Annotated in this window: 14 protein-coding genes; 5 read left to right on the top strand and 9 right to left on the bottom strand. The window is 46.3% G+C overall.

Features of this window, described 5'->3' with window-relative positions:
- Window positions 1-95: 95 nt before the first annotated feature.
- The 3 genes from CLV98_RS05655 to CLV98_RS05645 all read right to left on the bottom strand — a co-directional run bounded on the left by CLV98_RS05655 (window position 96) and on the right by CLV98_RS05645 (window position 5,109).
- Window positions 96-425, bottom strand: a complete 330-nt coding sequence (locus tag CLV98_RS05655) for a DUF6984 family protein (protein ID WP_109673329.1) — start codon at window positions 423-425, stop codon at window positions 96-98.
- 26 nt (window positions 426-451) lie between these two features.
- Entirely contained in the window at window positions 452-1,501 is a 1,050-nt protein-coding gene (locus CLV98_RS05650; protein ID WP_109673328.1) for a hypothetical protein, read from the bottom strand.
- Window positions 1,502-1,692: 191 nt separating this feature from the next.
- Window positions 1,693-5,109, bottom strand: a complete 3,417-nt coding sequence (locus CLV98_RS05645) for a DUF7133 domain-containing protein (RefSeq protein WP_229203235.1) — start codon at window positions 5,107-5,109, stop codon at window positions 1,693-1,695.
- Between the two features lie 326 nt (window positions 5,110-5,435).
- On the opposite strand from CLV98_RS05645, the gene CLV98_RS05640 reads away from it, so the two are divergent.
- The 4 genes from CLV98_RS05640 to CLV98_RS05625 all read left to right on the top strand — a co-directional run bounded on the left by CLV98_RS05640 (window position 5,436) and on the right by CLV98_RS05625 (window position 11,277).
- Window positions 5,436-5,990 carry a hypothetical protein gene (locus tag CLV98_RS05640; protein ID WP_146202232.1) on the top strand — a complete coding sequence of 185 codons (555 nt, stop codon included), beginning with the start codon at window positions 5,436-5,438 and terminating at the stop codon, window positions 5,988-5,990.
- A gap of 103 nt (window positions 5,991-6,093) precedes the next feature.
- Window positions 6,094-9,240 carry a SusC/RagA family TonB-linked outer membrane protein gene (locus CLV98_RS05635; protein ID WP_109673325.1) on the top strand — a complete coding sequence of 1,049 codons (3,147 nt, stop codon included), beginning with the start codon at window positions 6,094-6,096 and terminating at the stop codon, window positions 9,238-9,240.
- 50 nt (window positions 9,241-9,290) lie between these two features.
- Entirely contained in the window at window positions 9,291-10,778 is a 1,488-nt protein-coding gene (locus CLV98_RS05630; protein ID WP_109673324.1) for a SusD/RagB family nutrient-binding outer membrane lipoprotein, read from the top strand.
- Between the two features lie 250 nt (window positions 10,779-11,028).
- Window positions 11,029-11,277: a DUF1456 family protein gene (locus tag CLV98_RS05625; RefSeq protein ID WP_109673565.1), complete on the top strand. Its 249-nt coding sequence runs from the start codon at window positions 11,029-11,031 to the stop codon at window positions 11,275-11,277.
- A 95-nt stretch (window positions 11,278-11,372) separates the two neighbouring features.
- Here CLV98_RS05625 and CLV98_RS05620 read toward each other — a convergent pair whose 3' ends face one another.
- The 5 genes from CLV98_RS05620 to CLV98_RS05600 form a co-directional block, all read right to left on the bottom strand.
- A complete protein-coding gene (locus CLV98_RS05620; protein ID WP_374755177.1) occupies window positions 11,373-12,824 on the bottom strand; it encodes an arylsulfatase in 1,452 nt (483 codons plus the stop codon).
- A 111-nt stretch (window positions 12,825-12,935) separates the two neighbouring features.
- The gene (locus CLV98_RS05615; RefSeq protein ID WP_109673323.1) at window positions 12,936-14,363 is read right to left on the bottom strand and encodes a sulfatase; all 1,428 of its coding nucleotides are present in this window, start codon (window positions 14,361-14,363) and stop codon (window positions 12,936-12,938) included.
- A 177-nt stretch (window positions 14,364-14,540) separates the two neighbouring features.
- On the bottom strand, window positions 14,541-15,404 hold the full coding sequence (gene galU / locus CLV98_RS05610) for a UTP--glucose-1-phosphate uridylyltransferase GalU (protein ID WP_109673322.1): 864 nt from the start codon (window positions 15,402-15,404) through the stop codon (window positions 14,541-14,543).
- Window positions 15,405-15,506: 102 nt separating this feature from the next.
- Window positions 15,507-16,502 carry a mevalonate kinase family protein gene (locus tag CLV98_RS05605; protein ID WP_109673321.1) on the bottom strand — a complete coding sequence of 332 codons (996 nt, stop codon included), beginning with the start codon at window positions 16,500-16,502 and terminating at the stop codon, window positions 15,507-15,509.
- Window positions 16,503-16,689: 187 nt separating this feature from the next.
- Window positions 16,690-17,223, bottom strand: coding sequence for a YceI family protein (locus tag CLV98_RS05600; RefSeq protein WP_109673320.1), 534 nt, complete (start codon window positions 17,221-17,223; stop codon window positions 16,690-16,692).
- 275 nt (window positions 17,224-17,498) lie between these two features.
- On the opposite strand from CLV98_RS05600, the gene CLV98_RS05595 reads away from it, so the two are divergent.
- On the top strand, window positions 17,499-18,401 hold the full coding sequence (locus CLV98_RS05595; RefSeq protein ID WP_109673319.1) for a hypothetical protein: 903 nt from the start codon (window positions 17,499-17,501) through the stop codon (window positions 18,399-18,401).
- Between the two features lie 88 nt (window positions 18,402-18,489).
- Here CLV98_RS05595 and atpG read toward each other — a convergent pair whose 3' ends face one another.
- Window positions 18,490-19,374, bottom strand: a complete 885-nt coding sequence (gene atpG / locus CLV98_RS05590) for an ATP synthase F1 subunit gamma (RefSeq protein ID WP_109673318.1) — start codon at window positions 19,372-19,374, stop codon at window positions 18,490-18,492.
- Window positions 19,375-19,380 lie beyond the last annotated feature (6 nt).

Below are 19,380 nucleotides of genomic sequence, written 5' to 3'. Positions count from 1 at the left end.
GTTGACTGATTTCCAGTCCTTTTTCTTATAAATCGAACGCACAAATGGAAACGGCTTAAATTAATAGGTCTTTCTTATTCTGACCTATTGTCGTGCTATCGGAATATAATTTGATCGGGACGGGGGTATTGCAATAGTTTCGACATATCGGTTTTCCAGAAATCGAGATCCAACAGTTGCCCGTGGACGTCCTGGGTAAGGGTAATGACGACGGGCGTTTGATCGCTGTCTATATACTCCACCTGGATCAGGTCCCCTGCATATTCCTGGGGTGCCAATTGTAGGCCAATGCTCCCCATCTTGTCCCCTTCATAAGGGTCTACTTGCTGTGGAAGTGGATGGTTTTCGATGCCAATAGCCAATTTGTCCAACAACAGATGTAGTAAAGCGATTTCTTCGGGCTTAATATTTCGTGGAGAATTCATTATTCAGTAATATTGGTATCGTAAGGTTATCTACTGGAAGGCTCGTCGATCCTTCGTCGGCTACGCCACTCACCGGCTTTTTTTGCTACAAACCAAAACGACAGCGCCAGCACCGCAAAGAAAATACCTTTGTTGGTACGTTCCCAAAAATATTCGAAATAACGAGTGTATAGATTTAATAGGAAAAATATCAGGGTGATGTCTCTCAGAATGGCTTGTTCGGTCTTAATGGCCAAGGTTAATAGTAGCGCCAAAAGTAGGGTAAATCCCAGTGCCCAGTACCAAAAGTCCTGTTGCTTGATGCTCGTCCACCGCTCCAGGTCGTCGTAGTTGCCAAATATCGATAAGGTCCATGCCGCCGTAAGGAAGAGTATTAAGCCCGCGGTATAGGTAGTTGCCTTAAAGGATATGAGACGGGGAAAACGGTCCAGCACAAAAGAGCTGATCCAGATCAAGAGGCCAAACAAGGTCATCCGTAAGGGGTAGTTCATCCCTGCGAAGCGAAAATCGCCGTCGGCCCATTGGTGCGTTTGGGACGCCCACCAGCCCGTAGCTGCCAGAATCATCACCGTCCACAGGGTTTTTGACTGAAGCATGGCGGCAATGATAAAATAACATAGGGTAGCCAGCAAAAGCGGGAGTTGGTACTGTGAGGATAAGCTATCGAAATGGCGCATCCAGTAGGCAATCGATATGGCGACTGACAGTCCGATGCCAATATTAATAATTTCAATACTGGCCCTATCCTCGGGACGGTTGGCTTGCCGGGCTTTTACCCAATATATCAGTGCTACGCTGACTATGCTAAATAGCAATCCTACCGCCCATTCCGAATATCCCCAGGATTTTCGCAGCTGTTCTATCCATTTCTCGTCCACTATTAAAGAACCAAAGGCCAAAAGACCACAGGAAATGGCGGCTATTAAGGCATATTTGGCTACTGCATCTAGGTTACCCGGCTCCACTTCATAGGATTCGGTAAGTCGGGCCGATTGGTCTTTCGTGATAAGCTGCTGATCCTCCCAATGCTTGATGGCCTTTCGGATGGTTTCATCTTCTTCTTTCTGAACTTTCATCGTAATATCGTATCATGGGATCATTCAAAAGTACGTGCTTTAGGAAAAATAGTCAAAATTTACTCCATTCGGTAAGAATATGCATTTTTCCATTGTATTTGGATACCTATATAAAACAAAAAGCGGACCAGATACAAGATCTGACGCGCTTTTTGTTTTATAGCTAGGACGTATGTTTTAAGAAGGTCCTGTTATTTAAGTCTACTCAAGAATTCGACTACATCCCGAATATCTCTTTTAGACATGATATGACCCATAGGAGGCATACTGGAAGGGAGGTTGTCTCTTTTGGCAATACGCGCCACAGGAATTTTTAGCGGCTCGGCTTCGGAAGTTTTCAGCACGAGCTCATCGGCATGTTCTTCCATCAATATTCCTGCCGCCGTGCTACCGTCTTTCAGCGTCAGCATCACCATCCCAAAGCCTGGGGAAAGTCGGGCACTGGGTTCTACAAGGGCCTCTAGTATCTGCTCGCGGCTGAGGATACTCCCAATCTTGGAAAGATTGGGGCCGACTTCCCCTCCTTGTCCTCCTATGGAATGGCAACGGGCGCATTCTGCCTCGGAGCTTTTTAAAAAGTATTGTCGGCCTGCCTGAGCATTACCGCCAAAAAGAACATCTTGGTAGTCGGCTACGCTGTCACCCACTTTTTTAAGTGGAGGAAGTTGGGCCATAAGATCGCTGGATTTGGTGGCTTCAACCGCCTCGTTCAGGTCCAAAGCCAAACTTTTGGGGAGCTTTCCTGCTTTCGACTGAGCAATCAGGTCTGCTAAGATAGGCTTGCTCTTCGTTAAAGGGAGTGTTCCCAATACTTTCAGCAATTGTTGCTGTTCTTTGACGGAACCTATTTTTAGTACCGACTGTGCCATAGACTGCAAGGCCGATTCGGACAAGTCTAGGCTGTTGACCATCGCTAAGGCCGCAGTGCGAACGTCGGCATTAGGGTCTTCCATCCCTTTTTTCATGAGTAACTCCATGTCCTGGTACTGCAAATCTTTGAGCGATTCCAGTATGGCTACCCGCACTTCTGGTGGGTTTTGCTGATTCATCAGTCGAGCCAACGTGGCGTTATAGGCCGTTATGTCGAGCTCAGCGAGCATTTTGGACGTGGCGATCAGAATGGCCGGTTTGCCACTATCCAGTAGGTTACTGGCTAGAGGCAGTACTCTATCACGTACCACCTGGGCGTCACGACGGATGGGGCCGCGGTAGCGACCATCCACGCGGTCCAGCACGGAGGGGTTAGCCCAAGTGCCTAAGGTCGCTAGCGCCTCGGCTTTTAGCTCGTCCGAAACATTTTTTCTCTGGGCAAACGCTACTAAGTCATTGAGTTGTTCGGCACCGCCAATGCGAAGCGCCGCATTAATAGACCGGCGTAACAACGGCTCACTGGTGAACCTCGACTCCTTTAAGGTGGCAGCCAAGGCGGGAAGGGCCGCCGTTATAGATAGGTCGTCGTTGATGGCACGGGCCGCTTCAGTGACAATGTACTCGTCGTTATCCCGAAGGAACAAACGGATGTTTTCGTTAGAGAGTCGTCGTAATACCAACACCGCAGCAATGCGCAACGATCGGTCGGGGCTTTTGGCTAAGGCGACCATAGGCTCCACCTTGCCAATTCGTGAAAGGGCTAATACGGCGGCGTGGCGTAGGTACAAGTCCTTATCCTGATTGGTTTTTATGAGCTCCAAAAGAGGGGGCACTGCCGACTGGTCTTTGATGCGTCCTAAAGCTTGAGCGCTAAAAAACTGAACTCTGGGATTGGCATCTTTAAGTAAGGGGATCAATAAAGGGCCGGCCTCAGCGATGCGCGCATCTCCGAGAACCTTGGCAGCCTGAGCGATAATTTCAGGGTCAGCGTCTTTGAGTAATGGCAATAGTCTATTGGCAAAGGCCTTGTTGCTACGTGTAAGCTGTCCTAACCCCCAAATGGCATGAATCCGGGCAAATTGATTGCTGGATTGAAGTGCCTTATTAAACTCCATGGCGCCCTTTTCTCCTCGGTTTGCCAATTCGAATTGCGCTTTTTGACGGATGCGCATGTCTTGATTGGCTAGTAGGCCCAATAGAGTTGCTTCCTTTTGCTTTTCATAGTTTAGCTTCATCAGCCTGTTGGTTTCCTGACGAACGGCCTTGAGATCGTTTTTCTCATCGGTTACGTCTAGGCGCCATACCCTACCATAGTTTTTGGTATCCCATCCGTTGATCCAGTCGGCCACATAGAGGGCGCCGTCGGGTCCGAAGCGGATACCAGTGGGTAAAATACCATTCAAAATATTTTGCTCACCGTCCAGTACGAAGGAGGCTCCTTTGGGTTTAAGTCCAAAGGCCCAGATAGGCGAACGGGCCGGGTTACCGACGAACTCCACTAAAAAGAATTTATTGGTCCAGGCCGATCCCAGGGCCGTACCCGGATTGAACTGCATGCCTGTGGGGCCATTATGGAAATTTTGAATAGGGGGGATGATGTAGGCCGCCTGACCTTCCCAATGGGGGACATACAGCTTTTCGTCCATCCAAACTTTATAATCGTTGTTGCGAGGGTCGGTATATTTGCCATATTGCCAGTTGGAACGCCAGCCGGCATCGGAGCCCTCTACGATATGTACCAAGCGCTCACTTTCGCCAGGGTGGTCGCCGTCGTTATCCGAACTGATGAGGTTTCCATAAGCGTCAAAAACGAATTCATGCGTGTTGCGCAATCCGCCTGCAAATACCTCAAAGTCGGAGCCGTCGGGGTTACAACGTGCTATGGTGCCTTCGTTGGAGCGGTTGTGCAGGGTGCCGTCGGCTGTGGTAACCTGCGACCCTATATCGCCTATGTTCCAGTATATTTTGCCATCGGGCCCCTCGATGGGGTTGGACATGCCATGCCCACCAAATCCGATATGAACGCCATAGCCATGTGCAATGGATGTTTTTTTGTCGTAAATACCGTCTCGGTTGGTATCGGTAAATCGCCACACATCGGGGGCTATGGTGACGAAGGCGTCTTTGGCTCTTACCAAAATTCCCCCTGCTACATCGCTCACTTCTTCGAAAAAGTCGTTGATCACCCTTACCGATACATCGGCCATGCCGTCATGATTGGTATCTTCGAGTCGCCATACTTCGTCTTTTTCTACGGCCAGGTCCTTCCAATCGTGGCTTCCATCCCCATTCAAATCTTTTAGCCAGTTGTTTTCATCACTCTTTTCTGGCGCAAAAGTCTCTCTAAGGAATTTGCGCCGCTCCTCCACCGACTGTAGGGCTATGGATGCAGTCATCCAGTTTCTATGACCACGTATATCGAATTCAGAATTTTTTTGTCGGTTGGTTCGGTTCAGGAAAACTCTACCGTAAACATCCACGTCAATCGCCACGGGGTCGGGAGCTAGGGAGTCGGTTGCCCAGAGGTCTAGCTTCAGTCCATCGGCGAGTTTGATCACCGTATTTTCCCTTATTTCTTGTGCTTTTCTTTTGGCAGTGTTCCCATCCTCATATATTACTACGGCGTCAGAGGGTAATTTCTCCTTATTAGCGGGACTGTTTTTAGCACAGGAAAGGGCAATGATTCCCATGATAGACGTTCCGAGTAGGAGTCTGTATACGGTCGGTTTCTTTCGCATTGGTTGGCTTATGGTCTAAATATTACTTTTTGTAAAAATAAGCCTATAATCTCAAATGTATGGGTTTTTACTCTACTTTTCGCCGTCTTTTAATTTAAAATATCAAGCTATGGGATATTCCTGTTTTGGTACTCATCCCAAATAGGTCTTCAATAATACGGGAATGTTAAGCGAAATTTAACAAAATCTGCTTTAGATTAAGAAATTGTAAATCACATTTTGTAAATTGCTTATGCTCAGTGAAGTAAGGAAGGTCCGTACGTTTACCTCTATTATGAGGATGGCAATTTTTTTACTTTTGCACAATAAAACCAATCACCTCTAAAATGATGTACCATCAAACTTTAAAGTTTCTGGTTGTTCTCTTATTTTTTCTCAATCCTATTTGTCAAGCGCAAGATATCAAGGGGGCTGGCTCGTCTAAGATGTTAGCTCAAGGTATGGCGGATCAAACCAGGCCTGGTGGACAACCCGATTTTTTGTGGGAATTCCATGAAGGAGCCGAAGCATACCAGGACTCTCCCGTATGTGCTGGATTGGTCGATCAGGTTTTTGGCGAAAAAATAGCTTGCTTAAGAGCCTTAGTGGACGATCGGTATAACGAGAAGGAGCAAGCTGTACCGGGTGATCCAACGGTCAGAATGGTCATGTTAAAGCCAGATATATATAAAGCAGTGAAGTCCATCGGAAAGCATTATAAAAAGGAGATCAAAAATGCTTCCACTAAGCCCGACCTGATCGCCGAGTATGAATACGTGCTTCGGGTAGCCCTAGCAGTATTGTATACCGAACCCAGTGATACTTTTGAAGAGGCGCTTCGGGCCTCTCGCAAGAATACCCTCCACCAGATTGCCGTTTTTAAGAAAGCCAAATTGCTATAAGAATGGTTTGCTCTACGCCGTATAGATAGGGACGTGTTACTAGTGGTTACGTCCTAAGCCGCTTCCAAAAACAATTATATTACTCACTTATCTCTAACAATTTATGAAAAGAATCACTACTCTTTTATGGGGCATTTTATTGATGTTGCCGGGGCTTAGTTATGCCCAAAACGCTGTGAATGGACAGGTAAAGGATGCCAAGGGGATGGGATTGCCAGGTGTCAATATTCTGTTAAAGACTACTAATACGGGGACCATTACCGATGCCGAGGGGAACTATTCCCTACAAGCTCCAGCAGATGGGGTACTGGTGTTCTCTTTTATTGGTTACTCGGCCCAGGAGGTTAAGATAGAGGGTCGTTCCGAACTGAATATTACCATGAAGGAGGACCTTCAAAATTTGGATGAAGTGGTCGTTACCGCCATTGGTATTAAGCAACAAAAGAAAAAACTGGGCTATACCACCCAAGAGGTGAATGGTCAGGTGCTCGAACAAGCCAAAACCATGAATGTGGGGAGCGCCTTGGCAGGTCAGGTTGCTGGCTTGACCGTTACCAATCCTACGGGGATTTTCCAAACCCCTTCCTTTACCCTACGTGGTAAAACCCCCTTAATTGTCCTAGATGGTATTCCTGTAGAGACAGATTTTTATGATATCGCTTCGGAAGATATCGAAAATATCAATGTCCTTAAAGGTACCGCAGCTTCGGCATTATATGGTTCTAGGGGTAAAAATGGAGCTATCTTAATTACCAGCAAGCTGGCCAAAAAAGAAGGTCTTGAAATAAACCTGTCTACCAATAACATGATGACTGCTGGATATACCGTTTTTCCAAAGACGCAAACGGAATATGGAAGTGGATCTAACGGAAAATATGAGTTCTGGGATGGTGCCGATGGAGGGATCTCCGATGGGGATATGACCTGGGGCCCTAAGTTTGAGCCAGGGGTCAAAATAGCCCAATGGAACAGCCCTATCCGAAACAAGGAAACCGGTGAGCAAATCGACTGGTGGGGTGATGTGAAAGGTACCGTTTACGACGATCGGTCCAAGTATGAGCGTGTCCCCATCGACTGGGTACAACATGATAACCTTAGGAATTTCTTGAGCACTGGATATGTTACTACCAACAATTTGTCGATAGCCTATAAAGGAGATCGTTCGCGTTTTTATGCCTCTGGAAAGTACGCACGTCAGAAAGGGCAAGTACCTAATTCGGCTTTGTCTACGGGATCTATGAATTTTAATTCTTCTTTCGATCTTACCAAGACTTTGACCTTAGACGCTTCGATGTCCTATACGGCCGTTACTTCGCCTAACTATCCACGTTATGGATATGGTCCTAAAAACCATATGTACACGATCCTGGTATGGATGAGTGACGACGTAAATGGGGAGGATCTCAAAAATCATCAGTGGATTCCTGGCCAGGAAGGCTATCGCCAGGCCAACTACAACTATGCCTGGTATAATAACCCATATTTTGCTGCTTATCAGCTCAATCAGAAACACCAAAGAAACGTAATAGATGGACAAGTAAAGTTGAACTGGCAAATCCTTCCGAATCTGAGCGTGCAAGGTCGTGCCAATGTGCGGGATAAACGCTATTTCGAAGATATGCAGAGCCCTAAGACTTACCTGAACTATGGTGACTCTCGTAATGGAGATTATAAGATTTGGAACACGTCGCAGCGCAACGTAGATACCGATATATTGGCTTCCTACACCCAGCCAATCACATCGAATATCCAAATGAGTGTGAATGCCGGTGCCTCTAGCTTGTACCGTACCTATCAGCAGGAGTACCAGTCAACGGATGGACTGATTGTACCCTCGGTATTTAGCCTTAACAACACCGCTGGGCCTGTTCAGGCTACCAACTATTTTCAAGAAAAGGCGATTCGAAGCGTGTATGGATCTGCCAACTTCGATTTTTATGACGCCGTATTCTTGAACTTGACCGCACGGAACGACTGGTCGTCGACCTTGCCAGCATCTAATAATTCGTATTTCTATCCTTCGGCTTCCCTAAGTACTGTGGTGTCCGAGTATATTAAGATGCCAAAAGCCATGGATTTCCTGAAAGTATTTGGGTCTTGGGCACAAGTATCAAGCGATTTGTCCCCATATAGTATCTATTCGGCCTACTCAAAAGGGGTAACATATGGTAGCACTCCTTCGGTATACTATCCTTCAGGTATAATCAACCCTAATATTAAGCCCGAAGAAACGACTTCAATTGAGTTGGGTATCTCTACAGCCTTATTCAAAAATCGGGTGAGCTTAGACTTTACCTACTATAATGTAACGGATGAAAACCAAATCATCGATTTGGGAGTATCCGAGTCTTCTGGATTTAGCTCTCGTAAAGTAAATGGTAACGTTTATAAAACCAATGGTTTTGAAATTATGGGTAATTTCAAAATGATTCGCCAAGGTAACTTTAATTGGGATATGGGTGTGAACTGGAGTAGGTACGTACGTAAGATCACCGAGATCTATGGCGACCAGTCTAAGTTTGGTAACCTAAGGGTAGGCGATAGGGCCGATAGTCATTATGCTACCGTATGGCAGAAGAGTGCCGACGGCCAGCTAATTCTAGATGCGCGTGGGCTTCCCACCAGAGATCCTTATCCGGTCAATGTAGGACATAAAGAGCCTAATTTTAGAATGGGTTTCCAGAACAAATTCAAAGTTCATGACTTTAATATTGGCGTCGATTTCGACGGGGTATATGGTGGAATTATCCGTTCATTGACCATCGAGAAAATGTGGTGGGGTGGTAAGCATCCCAACTCAGTGGAATTTAGAGATCAGGAATATGCCGCTGGAAAGCCCGTGTATGTACCCACTGGTGTGGTGGTGACTGGTGGTGAGTTTAGCAGGGATGTAGACGGTAATGTCATTAACGATAGCCGTACCTATGAACCCAATACCACGGCGGTAGACTGGCAGACTTGGAGCCAGCAGTATCCTTACCGTGCGGCGGTTACGGAATCGGAGAACAAGAAGTTTGCCAATATCTTTGATCGCTCTTATGTGAAACTTAGACGCGTGTCGGTAAGCTATGACTTGGCGAAGTTGATCAACTTCGGCCCTACTGTTAAAGGATTAGAAGCATCTATTTTTGGGTATAATCTAATGATGCTTAAGAAAATGCCGATCCTGGATCCAGATTATGGTGACGACGACAACTTGCAGGATCCTTCCTCTCGTTTCCTTGGCTTTTCTCTTAATCTGAAATTGTAAGTGAAATACCCCTAGGGGTAAGCTTATTCACCCAATTAAAAAATATGACAATGAAAAAAATTAGTATATACCTTGTTGCTTTGGTCTTGACACTTTCGGCTTGTAAAGATTTTACCGAAATGAATATAGACCCGAATCGTCCTACGGAAACTCACCCTCAGCTATTGCTGACCAGCATAGAATGGACGGCTTTCCAACAGTTTGGAGGTACGGGACCTCTTTATGCCCAGAAAATGTTGGTACAAACCGATGGCGAAAATACTGCGCAGTATTATAAATGGGATAGAGGGAGTTTTGGCCCTTATTCCTCCCTGCGGGATGTTACCAAAATGATGGAGGAAGCCGTGCGTATCAACGATAATTCTTATGTAGCGCTGGGCAAGTTCTTCCGTGCCTACTACTTCTATAACTTGGCGGTCACCTTTGGTGATATTCCCTATAGCCAGGCCTTACAAGGGGAAACGCAAGCCGAGTATTCCCCAGCTCAATACGATAACCAAAAGGCGGTGTTTGTAGGGGTGCTTAAGGAACTGGAAGAAGCGAATACCTTGCTGAAAAATGAAAATAATATTATTGCCGGTGATATCATCTATCAAGGCGACGTAACCAAATGGAGGAAGCTGGTCAATAGTTTCAGGTTGAAGGTGCTGATGTCCTTGTCTAAAAAAGAAGCCGACGCCGATTTGAATATTAAATCTGCTTTCGCTCAGATCGCCCAAAACGAGCCGCTTCTTGCAAGCGCTGCTGACGACGGACAGTTGGTGTTCTTGGATCAACAAGGCAATCGTTATCCAGAGTTCAACTCCAGTAGCTTTGGTTCTGGTATGTACATCGATTCTACCTTTATCCGCCGCTTACAAGATCGTGAAGACCCTAGGTTGTTTATCTACTGTACCCAAACCAAACTGGCCAGCGAAGCGGGTAAGGACCTTACTGACTTTACGGCTTATGAAGGTGGAGATCCGGCTGTTCCATACGCTCAGGTCAACATTAAGGCTACAGCGGGAAAAACCTCCAAAGTGAATGATCGCTATCATAAAGACCCTACTACAGAGCCTCGGGTAATACTAGGGTACTCCGAATTGCAATTTATATTGGCCGAAGGAGTAGTGCGTGGTTGGATTACCGGAGATGCCGCAGCCTATTATAATAAGGGTGTAAAGGCTTCTTTCAAATTCTACGAGACGTACACCAAAGGATCTATGCCCGCTTATGTGTCTGAGGATAAGGCAACGGAGTATCTTACCAAGCCACTAAACGACTTGGCCTTGGCCACCACTACCGAAGCCAAAATAGAAAGAATTGCCATGCAGAAGTACCTGCGCTCGTTCTTTCAGTCGGGATGGGATTCTTACTTTAACACCCTCAGAACCGGCTATCCGGACTACCGCCGGCCTAGCGGGGTATCTTTGCCTTATCGGTGGATCTACCCCCAAGCGGAGTACAATAACAACCGTGAAAATGTTTCGGAGGCTATCAAAAGTCAGTTTGGAGAAGGAAAGGACTTGATTAACGAAAAAACTTGGTGGCTACAATAGACTCTATCGCAATTATTGTTTTGCATTCTTTCTGCAGTCACAACCTTTTTTTTAGCGATTGTCGTCTGTATAAGTCATGTAAAATCATTCGTGTTAAAGTCTAGAAAATAAAAATTAGTAGTAAATATCATTCAGGCCAGAACACTCAAGTTGTTCTGGTCTGTCTTGTTTTAGGGATTATTCAGGGTTGATCGGGACAAAAAATTGGATATTTATGAAGTTATTGGCAGCTTGCATAAAAAAAGAAACTATGACCAATAACGATATACTGAAGAAGCTAAGAGTCGCCCTTCATTTAAGAAACGACGACATTATTCATATTTTGAGCCTCGTCGATTTTAAGGTGAGTGCCAGTGAGCTCGGCGCCTTGTTCCGTAAGGAAGGGCATGAACATTACAAGCCTTGCGGGGACCAGCTGTTGCGTAATTTCTTAAATGGACTCGTGATACACCTGAGAGGGCCTATGGACGATAAAAGGGTGCACGATAAAGACGTTTGACCGCCCTTTCGAGCAGGATATACTGCCTAAAAAAGGGGCTTCCGAATCCATCGGAAACCCCTTTTTTAATTGAAATATTATAACCCCAGGAAAGTCTACGGCTCGTTGGCGGCAATGACCTCGCTGACAAACTGCCATTTCTTAACAGGAGTTTCCGTATGTTCTTTTTTGACAATCGCATCCATTTTTTTGAGAATATCTGGATGCTTAACAGCTAGATCATTGGTTTCGTTTCGGTCGGTTTCCAAATCAAATAATTGCCAGGGATTGCCAGGATTATTTTTCAGGTTCACTTTTACCCCTTTCCATTTTCCTAAGCGTATGGCCAATTGGCCGCCTTTTTCTGGATACTCAAAATAGAGGTATTCGTGTTTTTTTTGCTGATTTTTCTTCCCTAGCAATTCGGGCAAAAAGGATATGCCATCGGTTGGCGGCGCTTGCTGTCCTGTTATTTCTGCCAATGTGGCCATCAGGTCATATTGGGCAGAGAGGTGTTCGGTCACCCGATTTGGTTTTATTTTTCCTGGCCATCGGGCTATAAAAGGTTCCCGAATTCCACCTTCATACACATCCATTTTAAGGCCTCGTAGCGCACCGACACTATTAAAATATTTGGCGTCCACTCCACCGTTAAAAGTGGTCCCATTATCGCTCGAAAACATGATGATGGTATTGTCGTCTAGTCCCAAGCTCTTGATTTTCTCCATGACCATTCCTACCTGGGCGTCTAGAAAGGTAATCATGGCTGCGTAGGTAGAAAACGGGTATTGGGTAGGGGCGTAGCCTTGCTGCCCATAGTAGGGTTTTTCTTCGAACTGTCCTTTATATTGCTCAATATAGGCTTCGGGAGCCTGTAGGGAGACATGGGGGAGTGAATAAGGCATATACAAGAAAAATGGACCGTCTTTGCTCTTGTCGATAAACTCAAGCGCCTTTTCAGTCATTTTTTGTGGGGCATAATCCTTCCCTTTAAAGGCGTCGAAGTCGGCTTTGGTAGCGGTTTTAGGATCCAGTTTTACATGTACATTGAACCAGGGCTGACTCAGTGTATCCCATACATTATTTTCCCAAAGATGCGACGGATAAAGGTTATGCGCTTGCTTCTGGTCGAGGTATCCGTAGTAATAATCGAACCCTTGGTTGGTCGGCGTGCCTTCGGTGTCGCCCATGCCCATGCCCCACTTGCCGGTCAGTGCGGTGGCATAGCCCTTTTGCTTCAGTAGCTCCGCCACGGTAAAAGATTCGTCGGGGAGTGGTTTCTGGCCACGTTCCTCTTCGTCTTTAAAGCCACCCAGTTCGAAATTGCCCCGAATCGGCGAATGTCCCCCATGGAGGCCTAGCATGAGCATGGCACGGGCAGGGGCGCATACTGGCGTACCCGTATAATGGTCGGTAAACCGAATTCCTTCCCGAGCCATCTGATCCAGATGAGGGGTTTTTATTTTCTTTTGACCATAACTTCCCAATTCTTCATACCCCAGGTCGTCGGCGTATATATAGATGATATTGGGTAGTGCGGCTTTGCCTTTTTTATTTTTTTGCCCCATCACACTGAGGCTGGTTAAGGTAAGGATGGTACAGCTTAAAATTATAAATCGAATCATCATAGTTGGGTTAGGAGTCTTATTGGTTTTAGAATATAAGGGAACATGGGCCCACTAATCGAGCTTGGCTTCTGGAAGGTATTTGGGGTTTGCCTGGCTAGGAATTGGGGCATTTAGTTCTTTTTGTTTTTGCTGTAGGATGGCCAGCATCCGATCGGTGTCGTCGACCCTGATTTTTGCCAGATTAATTCGCTCACCCGGGTCATTTTGAAGATCGTATAATTCGAGTTCGTTATTTTCGAAATACTGAATCAGCTTCCATTGGCCAACGCGTATTGAACTTCCCGGACGGGTGCGGAAGAGGGCATCTTGGCTGTCGTCCCCGCCTTTTTGGTACGCTTCTAGGTACACGGGGAAATGCCAGAATAATGGGCGACTTTCCCAGAGTGGAGATACCACTCCGTTCATGAAGGGCATAAGGCTCTGGCCATCGAAAGGAGCGCCGAGGGGGAGGGCAATACCGGCCCGCTCAGCCATGGTCGGCAGCAGGTCGACCAACTGAACTGGCGCTTCGATAGCTGGTTGGCCTGCCAACTCCTTCCGACTGTCGAAAATAAGGAGCGGAACCCTGGTCCCTCCCTCATAATAGGAGCCCTTTCCAGCCCTTAGCGGCCACTGTCTCGAAAGCTTGGCGATTCCTCCATTATCAGACGAGAAAATAATCATCACGTTTTCCAAACCTAGTTTTTCGATCTGAGATACTATGCGACCTATATTGTGGTCTAGATTCTCTATCAGTGCTGCATATGCCGGATTCTCTCCTTGTCCGTCAGTAGGTTTTTTATTTCGATACGCCTCCATCAAGCTGGGCTTGCCCTCCAGGGGGGTATGGATTGCAAAGTAAGGCAGATACAACATAAAGGGGTTGGCCTTATTTTGATTCATAAAATCCATAGCCTCCGTCGTGAGCCGATCGGTGAGCTCTTCCCCCTTGGGGCCATCTGCAAGGTATTTTAAGTGATAAGGACTAAAATAGGTTTTTGGGTGGCCTGCAGGTCCGCCTCCCTTGTGCACGTCGAACCCATGCTGGGAAGGATGATCCCCCAAATGCCATTTGCCAAATACTGCGGTTTTGAAGCCATTTTTTTGAAATATTTCTCCAAAAGTTACCGTGGCCGTATCCAGGTCGTCCCGGTTGGGCGTAGGAATGATTTTACGTGTTTCGCTTTTGCCTCTTTCCGAACTACCCACTGTATATACCCCATGTCGTGGAGTAAGGCTACCAGTCAGCAGGCAGGCTCTGCTGGGGGCACAGTTGGAAGCATTGGCATAGGCCTGTCTGAAAACGGTTGACCGACCCGCTAGGGCGTCTAAATGGGGTGTTTTATAATAGCGTGAGCCCATATATCCCACGTCCTTCCAACCCAAATCGTCGGCTACTATTAAAATGATTTGAAGCGGAGGGGCTGCGTCTTGTGCAAAGCTTGGGCGTCCTATCCAAAGCAATAAGAATAAACAGAATAGGGTCGGTTTTATAGGCATAACTAAACGATGGGGTTCGGTAACCAATTCAGTGGGCTTAAGAGCGGAAATGAGTTCTTGTTAAAACAAGTGCTGTCCTTCTTTATGACTTCATGCTGGAGGGGAGGGGAAGGGGCTCCCATGCGCTGGAAACCCCTAAGTTAATTGTACGCTATCCAAAAAGAGGGATACCAGTGTTTATTTTGCCAAAATCTCCTCTAAGAACTTACGGAAGGGCTCGGCAAATTCTTTACGCTTAAGAGCAAACTCTACGGTCGTTTTAAGGTAGTCGAGCTTATTGCCAATATCATGACGCTGCCCTTCAATATGGTGCGCATAGATATTCTCCCGTTTCAATAATAATAATAATGAATCGGTCAATTGGATCTCGTTGTTCTTTCCTTTTGGGGTCTGGTCTATGGCTTTGAATATCTCCGGGCTGAGGATGTAGCGGCCCGCAATGGCCAAATTGGATGGGGCTAATTCCACTGCTGGCTTCTCAATGAGGGTGGTAAGCTCCATGATCGTATCACTTAGGGCATTACCACCTACTATTCCGTACCGGTCTACTTTGTTGGCAGGTACCTGCTCAACGGCTATTACCGAGCCACCATATTGCTCGTAAGTATCCATAAGTTGTTGGGTAACGGGGATTACCGAATCCATAATCGTGTCGCCCAAAAGAACAGCAAAGGGTTCGTTACCCACATGGTGGCGTGCATAATTAATGGCATCTCCAAGTCCATTGGCTTCCTTTTGCCTTACAAAATGTACATTGGCCATATCGGCCAGTCGGCGCATTTCATTGAACCAGATCAGATCCTCTTTCTCTTCCAAGCGAGACTCTAACTCTACATTTCTATCAAAATGATCTTCTATGGCTCTTTTCCCCTTGCCAGAGATGATCAGGATGTCCTCTATGCCGGAGTCTACGGCCTCTTGTACTACATATTGAATAGTAGGAATGTCTATAATTGGTAACATTTCCTTGGGCATAGACTTGGTTGCGGGTAAAAATCGAGTCCCTAGTCCCGCTGCGGGAATGACGGCTTTGCGTATCATAAAGGTTGTTTGCATGAGACCATTTCAGTTAGCTTGGATTGCTGCCTGTTGGTCAGATTATTAAGAATATTTTCTGAATCGTTCTGTCTGGTTTTTATCTTATTAGACGACGAAGGGACGAATCACCCTTGCATTAAATTGTTTGAGCTTGATAAATAACTGATTCAACATATCATCGTTCTCATAGATGCCTATGATCGTCCCGCCCGAGCCGGCAAATTTGGCGGAGGCTCCACAACTACGGGCTGCATTAATGAGCTTTTTATTGGATTCCGGGACATTGTAGATCTGGCAGCGAAGATCGAAGTTCTCGTTCATCAGTGCGTGCAAGTCTTGGGCACGTCCCTCCTGGAGGGCTTCAAAGCCTTGACGTGCCTTGTCGGCGATTTGCCCGAGTACCTTAATGACCTCCGGCTCACCCCGATCGAAACGTGCCCGTACGTCGCTGTGCACCTTGCCAGAGACTTTGCTGAGGTTGGTGTTGTAGGCCACAAATAGTTTGGGGAGGGAGGTAGGTTCTATGCGCTCGTAACGGCCATGTCCTTTGCTGGCGATCATATCCTTGTCAAAGTCCATATACACGCAGCCTTCGTAACACTGGATCACCCGGTCCTGAAGGCCTGCCGCTATGCCCAGTTCCTCGGTCTCACTCTCCATGACCAGTTGCGGGAGTATAGGCAAAGGAATCTCTACCTTATAGAATTGCATGAGTGCCCTGAACAAGGCGACTAATATGGCACTCGATCCCGACATCCCCACTTGGCGGGGAATAGAAGATCGATAACGTACCGTAAAATTTCGATTGGGTAGCCGGATGCCGTTGTTTTCACAATAGTCGCCAAATTTTTTGATCCCCGCCTTAATCAGCGGTAAGCCGCCGTTATAGCCGAGCATACTGACCGAGTCCCTCAGGTGAAAGACGCTTTTAAAGGTGCTTCCGTCCTGCGGCTCGGGGATGATCTGGAGCTCAGGCGATTCATACAAGGAAATGGAGGCGCCAAAATTGCGTACCGAAATGGATATCGTTTTACCAAAAAATCCGTCTGAGGGATTGCCCAATAGTCCCGCCCGGGCATAGGCGCGTGTTTCAATTATCAATGTGCCAGCTTTTTGTTTTCCAAATGTAATAATAAAGCGGGTTTGTCGGATTATCTATGGGGTTAATCGTAAAAAAAACTGCGGCCGAAGGACTATTGGACCACAGTTTTTGAAGAAAATAGAAAGTCTAAACCATCGGACGCCCATCAAGGAATGGACCGTAGAAGGCTCATATAGGATAGGTAACCTACTGCTTTACCACCTGAATATTGGCTACAAGCTTTACCTCATCCCCAACTACCACGCCACCAGCCTCTGTTACGGCTCCCCAGGTGAGTCCGAAGTCTTTTCTGTTAATCTTTCCTGATAATTCAAAACCCGATTTGGCGTTGCCATAAAAGTCGGTCATGTTGCCACCAAATTCAACGTCTAGCTTTACTGGGTTGCTCTGCCCTTTAATGGTCAGTAGACCTTCTAAAGTATAATCATCTCCATCCTTTTTTATGAGCTTGCCATCTGAAAAGACCAACTTCGGGTGGGTTTCTGAATCGAAAAAATCGGCCGATTTTAAATGCTCGTCCCGTTGCGCTTGATTGGTGTCTATACTGGCGGTCTCCGCACTGAATTGGACCGTTGCTCCGTTAAATTCCCCATCTTCACTCTGAATACTACCTTCAAAATCCTTGAAGGATCCCGTTACAGTCGAAATGACGAGGTGTTTTACTTTAAACTGAATTTCTGAATGAGTAGGGTCGATCACCCAGGTGTTGGTTGCAGACATGATTATTTTTGTTTTAAGTGTTATCACATTTAATGTATATACAAATAAAAATTACGTTTTGTTCCAACTGTTCGAAAAAAAATAGAATTAGCATGAAAAGCCCAGGAGAGACCGGCTGGATGGATAGGAAAAAAATGGCAAGCTTGTAACTATCAAGTATCTTTTTGATATTTGTTTGATAGGGTTTTATTTAGGGCCTGCGACCGATTTCAGAGCCTTGCTAGTACAGGGTTCAGGGAAGCGTATGGGATCTTACATCATCATTAAATGGGTATATGCAAGGCATTACAAAGGTAGACGTCGTTATGAACGTGTACGGAAAACCGTATCAAACTGCGGTTTCGATTCTTTCCTTACTGAAGCATTCGGGGCAATGGATAGACAAGATTTATTTTATTGAGGAGAAAAAGCAGCCTCACGGAGCCAATTTTGACTTTATTAAAGAGATGCTTGGGGATAGGTTGGTATATTTCAAGCCGAAGTTTTGGTGGTATGTACGCAACCAGATGGAGTGGCGTCAGCTATTTCGCTTACCCATGTTCAGGCATTCCATTCGTTATCAGTATGGTTGGGAGAAGAGTGATAAGGACTACATTTTGATTATGCACAACGATGTATATGTCAAAGGCGATATTGTCGGGCAATATTTAGAAGAAATTGGCGGGCATATTGGCATAGGCAAAGTGGGGCAGTGTTGGAACTGCTCTGGACTTAAGGCGGGAGTATGCTCGGGGGAGAAGTATTTGAGCTATCGCCCCACTATAGCAGAGCGTGACGAGTTGTTCCGTAATACTCCTCCTATGGAAGAGCGGATTCTAGTACATCAGGCATTTTGTAAGCCCGAAGGCCCGGCCTGGCCGCTTCCAGAGTGTCGGTTAAATGAGTTTATGACGCTAATCAACCTCAAGATGGCCAAGCCTTTGGTATGGCCCAAGGGGCCCTCCACACCATTCGGATTGTACAACTTCGAATTGTCAGTAGAGTGGTTTAGAGATATGTTGAGTCGGGGGTATTATCCTAAGCATTTGGATTTCGACCCTTGGGTAACACACGGCTGGGCTAGTGAGCTAGGGTCGGGTCATGGTGCCTTGTTGAAGGAGGAGCTTTATTGGCGGGAGGAGGAAGTCGCTCAGAACGTCTTAAAAGAAGAATTTGGCATGGAACCTGCTGGGCTATGATAACTTCTGGAGCCATACTGGCTCCATAGGCAGGCATAAAAAAAGGCGAATCGATATCGATTCGCCTTTAAAAATTGGTGTCCGAAACTTAATTCTTCAATGCCTCTGCACCACCCACAATCTCGAGGATTTCTGTAGTAATGGCAGCTTGGCGTGTTCTGTTGTAAATTAACTTCAGTTCTTTTAGTAATTCTTGGGCATTTTCCGTTGCCTTGTCCATGGCCGTCATCCTTGCACCTTGTTCCGATGCGTTGGATTCCAATACGGCCCTGTACAATTGTATTTTCAATGACTTCGGAATAAGCTCCGTCAATATTTCTTCTTCAGTAGGTTCGAAGGAGTAGTTAACTTCGGGCTTTTTAGCCGAGCTAGCGGTATCCTCCGCTACGATAGGCAAATAAGGATCTGTATGGATAATTTGCGTCGCTACGTTTTTGAATTCGTTAAAAACGAGTTCAACGGCGTCAAAAGTCCCATTGGTATATCCTTTCATGATTTCCTCAGCCGCTTCCTTTACGGTAACAAAGCTCAACCGGCTATAGGTGTCGGTAAACTGGCCATGAACCTTAAAGCCACGGCGGGCAAAGGATTCTGCCCCTTTTTTACCAATCGTAAATATCTCTACCTGCCCTTTTTTGGCTTGGGCTGCATATTTATTTTCGATCAGTTGAAGAGTAGCCTTAATGATATTGGTGTTGAAGGCGCCGCAAAGTCCTCTATCGGAGGTTACCACTACGATCAACACACGTTCTACAGGGCGTACCGCTTTCAATGGGCTATCGACCGAGCTTTCGGAACCTGCAGATACCGTCAGCAACATTTCGTTGAGTTTTTGAGCGTAGGGGCGCATCTGTATGATGTTGTCCTGAGCCCTTCTCAGCTTCGCTGCCGCCACCATTTTCATGGCTTTTGTGATCTGTTGGGTCGAGTTGACCGAGACGATGCGGTTACGTACTTCTTTTAAGCTTGCCATTTTAGG

The sequence above is a fragment of the Dyadobacter jejuensis genome (genome assembly GCF_003149085.1).
Taxonomy (GTDB): Bacteria; Bacteroidota; Bacteroidia; order Cytophagales; family Spirosomataceae; genus Dyadobacter; species Dyadobacter jejuensis.
This window is presented reverse-complemented; position numbering and strand designations above follow the sequence as displayed.

Excerpts from the sequence above, each read along its gene's own strand:
- CLV98_RS05655 (WP_109673329.1), bottom strand. The coding sequence starts at position 425 with ATGAATTCTCCACGAAATATTAAGCCCGAAGAAATCGCTTTACTACAT.
- CLV98_RS05650 (WP_109673328.1), bottom strand. The coding sequence starts at position 1,501 with ATGAAAGTTCAGAAAGAAGAAGATGAAACCATCCGAAAGGCCATCAAG.
- CLV98_RS05645 (WP_229203235.1), bottom strand. The coding sequence starts at position 5,109 with ATGCGAAAGAAACCGACCGTATACAGACTCCTACTCGGAACGTCTATC.
- CLV98_RS05640 (WP_146202232.1), top strand. The coding sequence starts at position 5,436 with ATGATGTACCATCAAACTTTAAAGTTTCTGGTTGTTCTCTTATTTTTT.
- CLV98_RS05635 (WP_109673325.1), top strand. The coding sequence starts at position 6,094 with ATGAAAAGAATCACTACTCTTTTATGGGGCATTTTATTGATGTTGCCG.
- CLV98_RS05630 (WP_109673324.1), top strand. The coding sequence starts at position 9,291 with ATGAAAAAAATTAGTATATACCTTGTTGCTTTGGTCTTGACACTTTCG.
- CLV98_RS05625 (WP_109673565.1), top strand. The coding sequence starts at position 11,029 with ATGACCAATAACGATATACTGAAGAAGCTAAGAGTCGCCCTTCATTTA.
- CLV98_RS05620 (WP_374755177.1), bottom strand. The coding sequence starts at position 12,824 with ATGGGGCAAAAAAATAAAAAAGGCAAAGCCGCACTACCCAATATCATC.
- CLV98_RS05615 (WP_109673323.1), bottom strand. The coding sequence starts at position 14,363 with ATGCCTATAAAACCGACCCTATTCTGTTTATTCTTATTGCTTTGGATA.
- galU (WP_109673322.1), bottom strand. The coding sequence starts at position 15,404 with ATGATACGCAAAGCCGTCATTCCCGCAGCGGGACTAGGGACTCGATTT.
- CLV98_RS05600 (WP_109673320.1), bottom strand. The coding sequence starts at position 17,223 with ATGTCTGCAACCAACACCTGGGTGATCGACCCTACTCATTCAGAAATT.
- CLV98_RS05595 (WP_109673319.1), top strand. The coding sequence starts at position 17,499 with ATGCAAGGCATTACAAAGGTAGACGTCGTTATGAACGTGTACGGAAAA.
- atpG (WP_109673318.1), bottom strand. The coding sequence starts at position 19,374 with ATGGCAAGCTTAAAAGAAGTACGTAACCGCATCGTCTCGGTCAACTCG.